Genomic DNA, 14559 nt, shown 5'->3' on the forward strand with positions numbered 1-14559 from the left:
TCCGCGCCTCCGCGCCGTCGCAACGGTCGCGTCTGTTGTCGCCATCTGGACGCTGAGCGGCGCCGACATCGCTCCGTGGCATCGACATTGGCTTCGGCGGTCGCTACCGCCAGCCTGATTGCGTCAGCGCTCCGCGTAGTCGCCAGCTCAGCGCGCAGCCGCCGCAGAGGCCACGCCCGGCAAGGTGCTGCAGGCCGCACCGTCGGTGGGTGGCGCCTGCGTCGGATAGCGCTGCTTGCCGAGCACGTAGGTCTGGCTGGTGGCGACGAAGCCGTCCGCGTAGGTGGCCTCGACGAAGTACGCGCTCCAGCCAGCGTCGGGAATCTGCACCGGTACCGACACCGTGTTGCCGCGTGCAGGTGTGATCGGCGTGGCGCTGTAACGAATGCCGCAGGCATAGCGGAAATCGCGCGCCGCCGGATTGCGCGCCTGCCACAGACGCAACTGCGCAGGGCGCTCGGACGACTGGAAGCGGATCTGCGGGTGTTCACCTGCATGCAGGGAATCGCGCACCTTTGGCAATGCACGCTGCTGCTGCAGCCGGGTCACGAAGGGCACCAGGCTGTCGACGATGGAAGCGCGGATGCCGTTATGCGCGCTGTTGGGCACCATGCGCAGCGCCTTGCTGCCGGGCAGCGCGTCGTAGAAGAACTGCGTGTTGTCCGGCAGGAAGAAATCGTCGCCGCTGGCATTGACGATGTACTTGGGCACGGCCAGGCGTTTGCGCTGCGGCGTGTGCAGATAACTCAGCGGGTCCTGCAGTTGCACCAGCTGCGCAAATGCCGGCGTGTGCAGCTGCGCGGTGATTCCCTGCCTGGCGTAGGCGCCGAATGCGATCGGCCAGTTGCCGCCATAGGCCCGGGACATGTGCTCGAGCACGGCCGGCAGATTGAGGATGTCGATCACGAACGGCACCACGGCCTCCACGCGCGCATCGGCGATGGTGGCGTGCCAGCTGGCCCAACCACGCTTGGAGGCGCCGGCGAGGATGAAGCGATGAATCTGCAACGGCGCCAATTCGCGTTCGGCCAGGCTCATGGTGCGCGCGATCGCCGCGGCCATCGGCACATGCAGCGGCATGGTCTTGCGTCGTTGCGGCGATGCCAGGAACAGCGACCAGCTGTAGGCGACGCTGTCGTCCTCGCGGCGCGGCGTGCCATCGTTGCGGTAGGTCAGTGCCTGGCTGGGCAGATCGCCGAGCGCGATCACCACGGTGCGGCTGCGCCGCGCCAATGCGGCCAGCGCCTCGGGCGGCAATTCGCTGGACGGTTGTGGCGCGCCGCCATCGACGGGATGACGGGTGCCATTGGTGGAGATCAGCAGCGCACGCGTCGGCAACGCATCTGCCGGAATGTAGATCGCCACATCGTGCTGCCAGCTGGCCGGCTGCACCAGGTCCTCCGGCGACCACTGCTGCGAGGTCAGCAGGTAATCGCGCCTTTCGACACCGTCCACCGTGCGGGTGGCCACGCGCCGGTAGACCAGTGGCTGGCGCTCGATGGCATCGTGATAGCACACCAGCGCCTGGTCGATGCCGACCTCGGGCGCATCGGCGCATTGCCGCGCTGACAGGGTGGGTGCAGTGGCCGCATCGGCAGGCGCAACGCCTGCGAACCAGGCCAGCGACGCCAGCAATGCCAGGCTGCAACATGGCATCCAACGCATGCGTGTTCTCCGGGTGGCCTGCTCAGGCTGCGGTGGCGGGCCGGCAATGCCTGGACGCGCTTACTTGACCCGGCGCACCTTGGCCTGCGTGTTGTAGCCCTCGATCTGCAGATACCACACGCCGACCAGACCCGGCTTGATCTTGACCTTGGGTGACGCCTTGCGCACGCCCGACAACGTCGCAGCGTCGGTCTGCTCCCAGTCCTGGCCATTGGCCAGCGTGTACACGCGCCCCTTCGAAAAGCCCTTGAACTCGCCGACGATGTTGCTCTCGATCGGCTCGTTGCTGCCGAAATCGAAGAAGCCGCGGTTCTTGACGATCACTTCCTGGCGGCCGGCTTCCTTGGCCTGTTCGACCACGACCGCGGCTTCCTTGGCGACCTTGCCCTGCAGCCAGTCGTTGAGCGCGGCCAGTTCGCCGGCATCGAGCTTGTCCAGCCCGGCGGCCTTGAACTGTTCGGCGCTCATCTGCGACTGCAGGTCGCCCTGCACCGCGCGCTGCGCGAGGGCCGGAGCGGCGTTCAGGGCGAGGGTCAGGCAGACCAGCAAGGGAATGCGGCGTGCGAGCGACATGGATGCCATCCGATCAGGAGAGGCGGCTAGTGTAGACGCTAGCCCGCGCATGACGCAGCCGGCTATGGCGCGTCGGCGGCTCGTGCCTCTGTGCTGGCCGATGCCGCGCGTCCGGGGCGGCGGTAGACGAACTCCGGCGGCGGGGCGGCGGCCTCGCGTTCGGCGGTGGCGCGTACCTCGGCATGCCGCGGCGAGCGTTCGCAGACCGGGTCCAGCGTGGCGGCATCGCCACTGAGCGCCAGCGCCTGGCAGCGGCAGCCGCCCCAGTCGATCTCGCGTTTGGGGCAGCCCTGGCAGACCTCCGGCATCCAGGCGGTGCCGCGGAAGCGCACGAAGGCCTCGCCGTTGTCCCAGATGTCGGCCAGCGACCGCTCGCGCAGGTTGTCAAAGCGCATGCCGTCGATGGTCTCGGCCGCATGGCAGGGCAGCACGTCGCCGCGCGGGGAGATATTGACGAAGCGCTGGCCCCAGCCGCCCATGCACGGCTTGGGCTGGCGGACGTAGTAATCGGGGGTGACGAAGTCGATCGCCAGGCGGTCGCCGAGCTCGCGGCGGGCGGTTTCCACCGCGTCAATCGTGGCCATCAGCTGCTCGCGGCTGGGCATCAGCGCGGCGCGATTGCGCAGGCCCCAGCCGTAGTACTGGGTGTGCGCCACTTCGATGCGTTCGGCCTGCCATTCCAGCGCCAGCGCGATCATGCCGGGCACGCGCCCGGCGTTATGGCGATGCAGCACCGCATTGAGCGTCAGCGGCAGGCCGCGCGCGCGCACGGCGGCGGCAAACTCGCGCTTCTTCGCCAGGCTGTTGCGATAGCCGGCGATACGGTCGGCACCGGCCGGGTCGACGTCCTGCACGCTCAGCTGCACATGCTCCAGTCCGGCGGCCTGCAACTGGTCCAGCATCGGCTCGCCGCCGGCCACGCCGGAGGTGATCAGGTTGCTGTACAGCCCGAGCGCACGTGCATGCGCCACCAGCTCGGGCAGGTCCTTGCGCAGCATCGGCTCGCCGCCGGAAAAGTGTGCCTGCAGCACGCCCATGTCGGCAGCCTGCTGCAGCAGCGAGCGCCAGCCGGCGGTGTCCATTTCCTCGCGCAGCGCCGCCAACGCGATCGGGTTGGAGCAATACGGGCAGGCCAACGGGCAGCGATGGGTCAGCTCCAGCAGTACCGACAGTGGCGGCGGGGCGATGCTCATAGCCGCAGCAGACGCTTCTGATGCAGCGTGGCGGTGAGTTCGATCACATCGACCTCGATATCGGCCGCGTCAGCATCGAATTCGCCTGCCAGTTCCTGCGCGATCTGCGCCAGCGAGCGCGTGCCGTCGTAGCGCTGCGCCACCACCAGTGCGATCTCGTCCAGCTCGACCACGCGTTCCGGCGCCAGCAGCACCCATTGGTCACGCGCGCGGTCGTGCTGCAGGCGCACGCCTGCGCGCAGGGCCGGCTGGCTGTCGCGGGTGATGCTGCTCACGCCGCGGCCCGGCTGGCGTCGCGGTCGGGCACGAACGCATCCGGCCACACGATGCCCGGGGCGACGTAGGCCACGTGCAATGCATCCAGCTGCGCCCACAGCACCGAGCACTTGAAGTGCAGCGCGGCCTTGACCAGGGCCTGTTTTTCGACGGTATCGGCGTGCTGCTTGACGTAGTCCAGCGCAAAATCCGAATCGCGTGGCGCCTCGGTCAGGCGATGCTCGAAATAGGCCAGCGCTTCGGGCGAGACGAAGTCGTAATGCTTGAGCATGCCGGCCACGCGCCGGCCGATGATGTTGGGGGCGAACAGCTCGGTCAGCGAGGAGGCGATCGCCTCGAGCAGGCTTTTTTCGCGCACGAACTGCAGGTAGGCCTGCACCGCGAAACGGGTGCCGGGCAGCAGCGCACGGCCGGATTCCACCAGCGTGCGCTCCAGGCCGAGCGCGTCGGTCAGGTGCAGCCAACGCGCGATGCCGCCATCGCTGGGGCTGTTGCCGTCGTGATCGAGAATGCGTTGCCGCCAGATCCGCCGCAACGCCGGGTCTTCCATGCGCGCCAGGATCGCGGCGTCCTTCAATGGAATGCAGCGCTGGTATTCGAAGCGGTTCAGCGCCCAGGCCTGGACCTGGCCGCGATCGAGCTTGCCCTCGTGCAGGAGCGCATGGAAGGGATGCTGGTCGTGGTACAGGCGGGCGCCGATGGCACGCAGGTCCGCTTCCAGCTGGTCCGGGGTGAGCAGGGTGGTCACAGGGTGATCTCCAGGCCGTCGTGCGCGATTTCCCAGCCGCTGGCACGCGCGCTGGCGTACTCCGGCGAGTGGGTGTCGAGCACGGGATTGGTGGTGTTGAGATGGATGAAGATCTTGCGCGCCACCTCCAGCGGGGCGAACGCGGCAATCGTGCCGTCGGGGCCGTCGATGCTCATGTGGCCCATGCGCTGGCCGGTCTTCTGGCTGATGCCCAGTTGCACCATCTCGTCGTCGCGCCACAGCGTGCCGTCGAAGAACACCAGTTCGGCGCCTTGCAGGCGCGCGCGCAAGGCATCGGTCATCGCTGCGCAGCCGGGAATGTAATGTACGCGGTGCTGGCCATCGTCGATGGTCAGCCCAAGGGTTTCTTCGTTGGAGCCGGCCAGGTCGCCGCCACTGCGCGATTCCATGAACAGCGGTACCTTGCCGGGCACCGAGAATGGCGTGAGTTGCAGGCCCAGCAGCGACACCGGCGTGTCCAGCGCAAACGGCTGGCGCTCCACGTAGGCGGGATTGACCGCATCGAAGATGGGGTTTTGCGACAGCAGATCCAGCACGCGGCTGCTGGCATGCAGCGAGAACGCCTGGCTCTCGCGCATCGACAGCAATCCGGCGATATGGTCGATCTCGCCGCTGGTCAGCAGCACCGCTTCGATCGGCGAATGCCGCAAATCGCACTGCGGCCAGAGTGCGGGCGTTGCAAGGATTTGTTGACGGAAGTCGGGGGAGGCGTTGATCAGGACCCAGCGCTGGCCATCGGCACTGACGGCGATGCTGGCCTGGGTACGACGTTGGGCACCATCGGCTTGTTGCCATGCCCGCCTGCTGGCGGGTGTGTGGCAATTCCACTGCGGGTGCCCACCGCCGGCCGCCGATCCCAGAACGATGATGCGCATGGAGAACTGTTACCTATCTGCCGGCGCGTGCCGGTCATGCATCGGGAGGAGGGGCGGCAGGTGAGCTCAGAATTCGCCGGAGACGTAGCAGTTGATCTCGGCGCCACAATTGACTTCACGAACGACAGGCTTCTTCCAGGTCTTCATCGGCTACCTCGCAGTTGGTTGGAATGACGTGGCCGCGGCAGGACGCAGCGACAACGCCACTGGAGGATAGGCAGGCGGTTTGGGCGAGTTGTAAAAAGCATGTAAAAAGCTGATTGAGCATGCCGATTGGCCTGCAGCGTTGCGGCACAAGCGGCGCACAGCGGTTGCGAATCAAGACGTTGGCGGGTGAACCGACCATAAGCGCAAGCGTGCGGGATCGCGCCGACGATGCAGCGATTGCGCGTTGTGGAGAAGGTGACGCGCACGTTACCGTAGCTGTCAGCCCCCCGTTGTTGCCCATCGCCGTGTCCACCGTTGTGACCAGTTCCTCACTCGAGCGCCTGCATGCCTTGCTGCAGCGTCCCGCCATCGCGTCGATCGCGCCAGATCTGCGTGATGCCCTGGCGCAGGCCTGGCAGCAGTTGCCGGCGCCGAGCGAGGACGTGGCCTGGACGCTGCTGGCCGATACGCTGGACGCGCTGGCGTTGCTGGCCGCCGATGAGGCCACCCTGATTGCGGCATTGCTGTTCGACCTGCCGGCGTTGCGCGGCGCGATCGCCGGCCTGCCATGGCAGCCGGCCGAGCGCCGGGTGGCGGTCGAAGGCCTGCTGGACGGGCTGGATGCGGCCGACCAGGTCTGGGCCCTGCATGCCGGTCGCGAGGCCGGGCGCAACAGCGAAGGTCTGCGGCGGCTGTTGCTGTCCATCATCCACGACCTGCGGGTGGTGCCGATCCTGCTGGCGCGGCAGTTGGCGCGCATGCGCGTGGCCGACCGCCTGAGCGAAGAGCAGCGCCGCGCACTGGCCCAGCTCACCCGCGACATCCATGCGCCGTTGGCCAACCGGCTGGGCATCTGGCAGGTGAAGTGGGAGCTGGAAGACCTGGCGTTCCGGCATCTGGAGCCGGAGACCTACCGCCGCATCGCCCGCGAAGTGGACGAAACCCGCGTTGCGCGCGAGCGCTATCTGGACGCGGTCAAGCGCACCCTGTCGACGACGCTGGCCCAGCAGGGCCTGCGCGCGGAGGTGAGCGGGCGGCCGAAGCACATCTACAGCATCTGGCGAAAGATGCAGAAAAAGCGCCTGTCCTTTGACCAGCTTTACGACATCCGCGCGGTGCGGGTGATGGTCGATGACGTGGCCGCCTGCTATGCCGCCCTGGGGGCGGTGCACTCGCTGTGGGCACCGGTGCCGAGCGAGTTCGACGATTACATCGCCCGGCCCAAGGCCAACGACTACCGCTCGCTGCATACCGCGGTGGTCGGCCCGGAAGGGCGCACGATCGAAATCCAGATCCGTACCCACGAGATGCATGCGCAGGCCGAGCTCGGCGTGGCCGCGCACTGGAAATACAAGGAAGGCGGCAAGGGCGGCGAAAAAGCCTTCGACCGCAAGATCCTGTGGATGCGCCAGCTGCTGGAGCAGGTGCAGGAAGGCGACCACGGCGAACTGGCCGGCGCGCTGGACGCCGAGCTGATCGAAGACCGCGTGTATGCGCTGACCCCCAAGGGCGAGGTCATCGACCTGCCGCAAGGCGCTACGCCGCTGGATTTCGCCTATCACGTGCACACCATGGTCGGGCATCGCTGCCGCGGCGCGCGCGTCAACGACCGCATCGTGCCGCTGACCTACCGGCTGCGCAGCGGCGACCGGGTGGAGATCATGACCGCCAAGGAGGCCGACCCACGCCGCGACTGGTTGCTGGCGTCCAACGGGTTCCTGGCCAGCGGGCGCTCGCGCGACAAGGTGCGCGCGTGGTTCCACAAGCTCGACCGCGCGCGCAACGTACAGGCCGGCAAAGACCTGCTCGATCGCGAGCTCAAGCGGCTGGGCCTGCAGCACGCCGACCTGAGCGTGGCCACGCGCAAGTTCCACGCCGAGAATGTCGACGACCTGTACATCCAGGTGGCGCTGGGCGATACCGGGCCCAACCAGGTCAGCCGTGCGCTGCTGGAAGCCGAACGGGCCGCTTCGCAGCCGGCGGTGCCGGCGCCGCCACGGCCCACCGCGCGCCGCGAGGGCTTGGGTAAATCCAAGTTCACCGTGCAGGGCGTGGGCAATCTGCTGGTGCAGCTGGCGCGCTGCTGCCAGCCGGTGGCGGGCGAGCCGATCGCCGGCTATCTGACCCGTGGCCGCGGCATCACCGTGCACCGCACCGATTGCGCGGCACTGTCGCGTCTGGCCGCGGCGCATCCGCAGCGCGTGTTGCCGGTGGAGTGGGGCCAGGCCGGCAGCGGCTACGAAGTGGATGTGCAGGTGCGCGCGGTCGACCGCCGCTGGCTGCTCAAGGACATCACCAACCTGATCGCGCAGGAGGACGCGCACGTGCTGGAAATCAACAGCGACAACGTGCGTGACACCGGAAGGGCACAACTGCGCCTGCGCCTGAAGGTCAGCGACTACGACCAGCTGTCCAGCCTGCTTGGCAAGCTGGACGCCTTGCCTGGAGTGAGCGAGGTGCGGCGACTCGGTTGAGTGCGCCGCAGCCCGCCAGCGCCAATCGCCTGGAAACAGGCGGGACCCACAGCAAACAAGGTGTGCTCGCTTCCCGCTTCCCGCTTCCCGCTTCCCGAATCCCGAATCCCGATTCCCGATTCCCGATTCCTCAAGCCCACATCGTCTTCGCAGCAGACAGCTACCATGAGGGGGTGAACGCGTCCCCGTCAGGTCGCGCCAAGGACGGACGCCACCGCATGCTCCCGCTTCCGCGCTGGGCAAGATCGCCTCGCCTCTGGGCACCATTGCGCAGCCGCGCGCTATGGCGCGTGGTGCTGGCGCTGTGCGCCTGTCTCTTGCTGGCCACGGTCGTGCTGCGCAAGCCGCTGGCAGATTTGTTGTGGCCGGACACACGCATCCAGCAACTGCTGCAGCGGGGTGATGCGGCGCTGTCGCGCGGCCATCTCAGCGCAGCCGATGGCAACGGCGCGCGCGAACTGTTCGCTGCTGCGCTTGCGCTGGACAGCGATCGCGGCGAAGCCCGTGCCGGGCTGGCGCGCACCGGTGCCGCCGCAGTGGTGCAGGCGCGCGCGGCGATTGCGGCCGGGGACGCCGCTGCTGCGCAGCGCGCGCTGACGCTGGCGGGCGCGCTGGAGGTGCCGCAGGCGCAGATCGCACCGGTGGCACTGCGCCTGCGCCAGTTGCAGGCGCGTCGGGCCGGCCTGGACGCCTTATTCGCACAGGCGGTGTCCGCGCAACAGCAAGGGCGCCTGGATGGCAGCCCGGACAGCGCGCTGCCGTTGTATCAGCGCATCCTGACCCTGGCACCGGACCGCACCGATGCGCTGGAAGGGCGCGAGGACGCCCTGACCGATCTGCTGGCGCAGGCGCGCAAGGCCTTGGCGCGCGATGCGCTGGCCGATGCGGCGATGCTGCTGGCCGCCGCCAAGCGCTATGACGCCGGGCATGCCGATGTGCCGCTGACCGAAGGCCACTATCACCGTGCGCTGGAACAACGCCGTCAGCGCGCGCAGGGTCTGTTGCGGCGTGGCCGGCTGGCACCGGCCGCACGCGATTTCACCGCAGTGCTGGCAGCCGAGCCGGCGGATGCGGCCGCCCAGCGTGGGCTGGAGCAGGTGGCAGGCGAATATGCCGCGCAAGCGGGCCGACAGGCGGCAGACTTTCAGTTCGATGCCGCGCTGCAGTCGCTGCAGGAAGCCAAGACCTTGCTGCCCGGCGCCGCCGCGATTGCGCAGGCCGAGCAGGCGATTGCGCGTGCACGCGATGCCCAGCGCAGCCCCGAGACCGGGCTGTCGCGCGGTACCCGCGAGCGCCGCCTGCGCGCGCTGCTGCAACGGGTGGCAGCTGCCGAAGCGCAGCAGCAGTGGATGACGCCGCCCGGCGCCAGTGCCTACGACGCGGTGCGTGCCGCGCAGGCGCTGGCGCCGCGCGATCCACGCGTGCTGCAGGCCGCCGCACGTGTGGTGCCGGCCAGTCAGCGCTGCTTCGAGGACGAGCTGCGCAACAACCGCCTGCGTGCCGCGCGCGGCTGTCTTGATGCCTGGCAGGCGCTGACGCCCAACGGCGATGCACTGGCCGGCGCGCGTCGACGGCTTGCGCAACGCTGGGTTGCGGTGGGCAGCGAACGCCTGGGACAGGAAGACGCCGCCTTTGCACGACGCGCGCAGGACGAGGCGCACCAGCTGGATCCGGGGCTGCCGGAATTGGCCGAGTTCACGCGCCGGGTCAAGGCCGTGACCGAGCAGCGCTGACCCAGCGGCTGTCTTCGGCGGCGCCACTCACAGCGCCATCCCCGAGCGCCGGCGCGCACTCACTCCGCGATAAACAGCGCGCGCACCGTGCCACGCGCCGCATCCAGCGAAAAATGCCGGGCCACGTTGTGCAACCCGTTGTCGGCCAGGCGTTGCCACAGCGCCGCATCGCGATACAGGCGCACGATCGCCGCGGCGAAGGCATCGGCGTCATCGGCCACGCAGACATCCTCACCGTCGCGCAGATGCATGCCTTCCACCGCACAGGTGGTGCCGACCACCGGCTGCCCGTGCGCCATGCTCAGGTTGATCTTGCCTTTGACGCCGGCGCCGAAGCGCAGCGGTGCTACCGCGATGCGTGCGTTCTCCATGAACGGCAGCAGATCCGGCACATGCCCGTGCAATTGCACGCCGGGGCATTCGTCGGCCAGCAGTGTCAGTGCCTGCGGCATGTCCGCGCCGATGCAGTGGAAGACCACCTGCGGCAATTGCGCGCGCACCTGCGGAAAGATCGCGCTGATGAACCACTGCACCGCATCCACATTGGGGGGATGCCGGAAGCCGCCGACGAACACCAGGTCGTGGCGTTGCTCGAAGCGGCGGCCGCTACCGGCCACCTCATGCAGGTTGGAGAGCAGGGCGGTGCGGATCTGCGGTGCGTCCGCCTGCAGCTGCGCCTGTTCGGCCGCCGAGACCAGCAGGGTGACATCGGTGGCGGCCATGATCTCCAGCTCGCGCAGGCGTGTGCGTTCGGCCGCGCGCAACAGGTTGGCATCGCCGGCCAGCTCGGCGCCGCGGCGCTCGCGCAGGTAATGCAGGTCGACGGTGTCGAACAGGGTGCGCGCCTGCGGGGCGTATTGCCTGAGCAGCGGCAGGCAGGCATGCGCAACGTGGTGACGCACCAGCAGCACCACCGCAAACCGCGGGCCGTGCGTGCGCAGCCAGCTGCCGATGCCGTCCAGGAACGGCGCGTACCAGACTTCCACGCCCAGTTGCTGCAGCGCCTGCGTGTGCCGTCCGGCGTGTTCGCGGCGGGTCGGCACGAACACCACGTGCGCGCCTTCTTCGCATAGCAGGCGGATCAGATTGAACTGCCGCAACGAGCCCGAGTCGCGGTCCGGTTGCGGCACGCATTCGTCCAGGATCAGCACCTGGCGTTGGCCACGATGCAGCAGCGCAGGCCCGGGGACCGTGCCGACCGGCAACTGCATTGCCAGCGCCTGCTGCCACTTGTCGGCGAACACGCCTTGGTTGCGCACCTGGTACGCCTTCACCCCGGTGCGGGTGTCGGTGCCATTGCTGGTGCCCTCGTCATGCACCACCACGCTGGCCGGCTGCACCAGCACCCGGTAGCCGGCGGCACGCACCGCAAACGCCAGATCGGTGTCTTCGTAGTACGCCGGCATGTAGCGGCGATCCAGCCCACCCAGCGTCTGCAACAGCGCGCGTGGCAGCGCGATCGCCGCGCCGGAGCAGTAGTCCATCGCACGCACATAGGCATGGCGCGGGTCGTCGGCCGATTCGAAACGGCCGTAACTCCAGGCGCTGCCGTCGGCGAACACCACGCCGCCGGATTCCTGCAGGCGTCCATCCGGGTACACCAGTTGCGCGCCGACCAGCCCGGCGCCGGGGTGCTGGGCAAATGTGTCGATCAGCCGATCCAACCAGCCGGGTTGCGGGATGGTGTCGTTGTTGAGCAGCACCACGTAGTCGCCGCACGCCAGGGCGATGCCGTCGTTGCAGGCGGCGATGAAGCCGCCATTGCTGACGCGCCGGTGGTAGTGCAGCCCTTGCACCTGCGGCAGCTGCGCCTGCGTGGCGTCGCTGCTGCCGTCGTCCACGACGATGATCTCCACCTCCAGCAGCGGCGGATGTGCCGCCAGTGCGCGCAGGCACGCCAGCGTGTGCGCGATGTGGTTGTAGACCGGAATCACCAGCGTCACGCGCGGGGTGTCGCTGTGCGGAACCGCAAACGCGGCAAACGGTGCGGCCTCCGGCAACCACAGCGGCGTGCCGAGCGCCACCGGTGGTGCCTGCGTATGCACGCGAATGCGCTGCCAGGTGGCGCGCCAGCCGCGTGTGCGCATGCTCGCCACGCTGCGGTGAATCAGCCCAAGCACGCGATTGAACAGATAGCGTGCATCGGCCAGTGACATCGACATTCCGTTGGAACTCCAGACGTGGCGTGACGAAGAAAACCCGGCGAGCAGTCGTCAGGCGGCGAGGACGGCGCAAGGCAAGCGCAGGGGACGCAGGGTACCCGCAGATGCCGGAGACGGTCCGTGCCCGCTGACGGTGAGCGTGGCCGTTTTGTTAGCCGCTCTTAAGTCAGAGGGGCCGGCCGGCCACAACCACGACAGCGCTGCGCTAGACTCGCCGGACTCTACATTCTCGCATTCCTGTGCCCCGACGCCACGACAACGACGCTCCCGACGATTTCGAGGACGACTCCACCGAGCAAGGTTCCCGCTGGCAACGCAGGCTGATTGTCTGGGCCTTTGCGGCATTCGCGCTGGCGCTCGGTTTTCTGATTCCCTACACGGTGTATCTGAACAAGCAGGTCACCCAGCGGTTTGGCGAGCTGCGTTGGCAGATCCCGACCCGCGTGTACGGGCGGCCGTTGGTGCTGGCACCGGGCAATGCGCTGGATGCGGCCACGTTGAAGACCGAGCTGGACGCCGCCTCGTACCGTAACGACGGGCAAGCCAAGCTGGCCGGCACCTACCAGCAGGACGGCAGCCGCTTCACCATCGCCAGCCGCGGCTATATCGATGTGGATGGGCGCGTGCCTGCGCGGCGGGTGGAAGTCAGCCTCTCCGGTGGGCGCGTGGCCAGCCTGCGCGACGCCAGCGACCGCAAGGCGCTCAAGAGTGCGCGGCTGGACCCGGCGCGCATCGCCACGCTGTACGGACAGAAGCAGGAAGAGCGCCGCCTGGTGCGCATGGAAGAAGTGCCCGAGCTGCTGGTCACCGGCCTGCAGGCGGTCGAGGATCGCGACTTCAACAGCCACCACGGCATCGATCTCAGCGGCATGGTGCGTGCGGCCTGGATCATGGCGCGCTCCGGCGGCCAGGTTCGCCAGGGCGCCAGCACCCTGACCCAGCAGCTGGCGCGCAGCGGCCTGCTCGGCATCGGCAAGGAACAGACCGTCACCCGCAAGTTCAACGAAATTCTCTACGCAGTGATCATGGAGGCGCGTTACGACAAGCGCACCATCCTCGAGGCCTATCTCAACCAGGTCTATCTGGGCCAGCGCGGCGGGCAGGCGATCCACGGCGTGTCCTCGGGCGCGGAGCTGTGGTTCGGCCGCGAGCTCAATTCGATGACCACCGAGCAGATCGCCTTGCTGATCGGGCTGGTCAAGGGGCCGTCCTACTACGACCCGCGGCGCAACCCGGAGCGCGCGCTGGATCGGCGTAATTTCGTGCTGGGCAAGCTGCACGAAAACAACCTGATCGATGCGGCCGAATACAAGCGCGCGCTGGCCGCACCGCTGGGCGTGCCCACCGAGCCGGGCCTGGTCGCGGCCAACCGCTTCCCGGCCTATGTGGACCTGGTGCGGCGCCAGCTGGCGCACGACTACCCGGAAGGCGTGCTGCAGGGCGCCGGCATGAGCGTGCTCACCGGCATGTCGCCGTCCGCGCAGGCTTATGCCGAAGGCGCGGTGACCGGCACCATCACGCGGCTGGACAACAAGAAGCGCCCACCGCTGCAGGCCGGCCTGGTGCTGACCGACGTGCATAACGGCGACGTGCTGGCGGTGGTCGGCAGCCGCGACGTGGCCAAGCCGGGCTTCAACCGCGCGGTCGAAGCGCAGCGGCAGGTCGGCTCGCTGCTCAAGCCGTTCGTCTACCTGCTAGCGCTGGCCTCGCCGGACCGCTGGGCGCTGTCCAGCTGGGTCGACGATGCACCGGTGACGGTGCAGCTCAGCCGCGGCAAGACCTGGTCGCCGGGCAATTCCGACAACCGCAGTCACGGCACGGTGCGGCTGATCGATGCGCTGGCGCATTCCTACAACCAGGCCACGGTGCGCGTGGGCATGCAGGTCGGCCCGGAGCGCATCGCGCAGCTGATCCAGGTACTGGCCGGCATCAAGGCCGACACCAATCCCTCGCTGATCCTCGGTGCCACCGACCAGAGCCCGTACGGCATGGCGCAGCTGTATCAGTTCCTGGCCGCCGGCGGCGAGATCCAGCCGCTGCACGCGGTGCGCGGCGTGCTCGATCCGCAGGGCAAGCTGCTCAAGCGCTACGACAAGACCCCGGCGCCGGCGCAGGAGGGCGATTCGGTGGCGGCCAACCTGATCAGCATCGCCCTGCAGCAGGTGGTCAGCGGCGGCACTGCGCGGCAGTTGCTGGGCGATGGCCTGGGCCGGTTGTCGCCGGCCGGCAAGACCGGCACCTCCAACGACGGCCGCGACAGCTGGTACGCCGGCTACACCGGCGACCATCTGGCGGTGATCTGGATGGGCAACGACCAGAACGAGCAGACCGGCCTGTACGGCGCCACCGGCGCGATGCGGGTATGGTCGAGCATCTTCGCGCGGCTGCCGAGTGCGCCGTTGAAGGTCAGCGGCAAGGGCCTGGACTGGCAGTGGGTGGACGCGGCCGGTACCGGCGTGACCGATGCCGGCTGCCCGGGCGCGCGCCAGTTCCCGTTCGTGGTCGGCTTCACGCCGGCCTACGCCCCCTGTGCCGGCAATGCACCATCGATCGAAGGCGTGCCCGGCGATGCATCCGCACCGGCCGAGCAATCCAGCGGTGGTGGCTGGCGTCGCTTCTTCGGTCTGGAAAAGAAGCCGGAAGAACCCGCGCCGGCACCCGCCGCGGCTGCACCTGCACGTTGACTGGAGTG

11 protein-coding genes are annotated in these 14559 nt (G+C 68.5%); 3 read left to right on the plus strand and 8 right to left on the minus strand.

The annotated features are described in order from the left end of the window. Positions 1-147 precede the first annotated feature (147 nt). From AC1KVE_RS00775 to pqqA, 7 genes are all read right to left on the minus strand, one after another. Positions 148-1665, minus strand: coding sequence for a PhoPQ-activated pathogenicity-related family protein (locus tag AC1KVE_RS00775; RefSeq protein ID WP_184608788.1), 1518 nt, complete (start codon positions 1663-1665; stop codon positions 148-150). Positions 1666-1725: 60 nt separating this feature from the next. Then, positions 1726-2238, minus strand: coding sequence for a hypothetical protein (locus AC1KVE_RS00780; protein ID WP_054591015.1), 513 nt, complete (start codon positions 2236-2238; stop codon positions 1726-1728). A 62-nt stretch (positions 2239-2300) separates the two neighbouring features. Further along, entirely contained in the window at positions 2301-3431 is a 1131-nt protein-coding gene (pqqE, locus tag AC1KVE_RS00785; RefSeq protein WP_481092027.1) for a pyrroloquinoline quinone biosynthesis protein PqqE, read from the minus strand. Further along, positions 3428-3706, minus strand: coding sequence for a pyrroloquinoline quinone biosynthesis peptide chaperone PqqD (gene pqqD / locus AC1KVE_RS00790; protein ID WP_047129146.1), 279 nt, complete (start codon positions 3704-3706; stop codon positions 3428-3430). Before pqqD ends, pqqE begins: the two co-directional genes overlap by 4 nt. Continuing rightward, complete coding sequence (gene pqqC / locus AC1KVE_RS00795; protein WP_039525992.1) at positions 3703-4455, minus strand: pyrroloquinoline-quinone synthase PqqC; 753 nt, start codon at positions 4453-4455, stop codon at positions 3703-3705. Before pqqC ends, pqqD begins: the two co-directional genes overlap by 4 nt. Next, positions 4452-5351, minus strand: a complete 900-nt coding sequence (gene pqqB / locus AC1KVE_RS00800) for a pyrroloquinoline quinone biosynthesis protein PqqB (protein WP_481092026.1) — start codon at positions 5349-5351, stop codon at positions 4452-4454. The genes pqqC and pqqB overlap by 4 nt, the downstream gene beginning before the upstream one ends. Positions 5352-5417: 66 nt before the next feature. Further along, positions 5418-5498 (minus strand): pyrroloquinoline quinone precursor peptide PqqA, encoded by an 81-nt coding sequence (gene pqqA / locus AC1KVE_RS00805; RefSeq protein WP_002812057.1) that lies wholly within the window; start codon positions 5496-5498, stop codon positions 5418-5420. A gap of 290 nt (positions 5499-5788) precedes the next feature. Here pqqA and AC1KVE_RS00810 point away from each other — a divergent pair, with 290 nt between their 5' ends. Both AC1KVE_RS00810 and AC1KVE_RS00815 read left to right on the plus strand, forming a co-directional pair. Beyond that, a complete protein-coding gene (locus tag AC1KVE_RS00810; protein WP_184613271.1) occupies positions 5789-7972 on the plus strand; it encodes a RelA/SpoT family protein in 2184 nt (727 codons plus the stop codon). Between the two features lie 218 nt (positions 7973-8190). Then, on the plus strand, positions 8191-9705 hold the full coding sequence (locus tag AC1KVE_RS00815) for a hypothetical protein (protein WP_481092025.1): 1515 nt from the start codon (positions 8191-8193) through the stop codon (positions 9703-9705). A 59-nt stretch (positions 9706-9764) separates the two neighbouring features. On the opposite strand, the gene AC1KVE_RS00820 is transcribed toward AC1KVE_RS00815, so the two are convergent. Next, positions 9765-11867 carry a glycosyltransferase gene (locus AC1KVE_RS00820; protein WP_481092024.1) on the minus strand — a complete coding sequence of 701 codons (2103 nt, stop codon included), beginning with the start codon at positions 11865-11867 and terminating at the stop codon, positions 9765-9767. A 239-nt stretch (positions 11868-12106) separates the two neighbouring features. Between AC1KVE_RS00820 and mrcB the strand changes: the two genes are divergently transcribed. Continuing rightward, complete coding sequence (gene mrcB, locus AC1KVE_RS00825) at positions 12107-14551, plus strand: penicillin-binding protein 1B (RefSeq protein WP_481092023.1); 2445 nt, start codon at positions 12107-12109, stop codon at positions 14549-14551. Positions 14552-14559 lie beyond the last annotated feature (8 nt).

It is taken from the genome of Xanthomonas sp. NCPPB 2864 (genome assembly GCF_056675615.1).

Coding starts and splice junctions, on each gene's coding strand:
- AC1KVE_RS00775 (WP_184608788.1), bottom strand. CDS start 1,665: ATGCGTTGGATGCCATGTTGCAGCCTGGCATTGCTGGCGTCGCTGGCC.
- AC1KVE_RS00780 (WP_054591015.1), bottom strand. CDS start 2,238: ATGTCGCTCGCACGCCGCATTCCCTTGCTGGTCTGCCTGACCCTCGCC.
- pqqE (WP_481092027.1), bottom strand. CDS start 3,431: ATGAGCATCGCCCCGCCGCCACTGTCGGTACTGCTGGAGCTGACCCAT.
- pqqB (WP_481092026.1), bottom strand. CDS start 5,351: ATGCGCATCATCGTTCTGGGATCGGCGGCCGGCGGTGGGCACCCGCAG.
- pqqA (WP_002812057.1), bottom strand. CDS start 5,498: ATGAAGACCTGGAAGAAGCCTGTCGTTCGTGAAGTCAATTGTGGCGCC.
- AC1KVE_RS00815 (WP_481092025.1), top strand. CDS start 8,191: ATGCTCCCGCTTCCGCGCTGGGCAAGATCGCCTCGCCTCTGGGCACCA.
- AC1KVE_RS00820 (WP_481092024.1), bottom strand. CDS start 11,867: ATGTCGATGTCACTGGCCGATGCACGCTATCTGTTCAATCGCGTGCTT.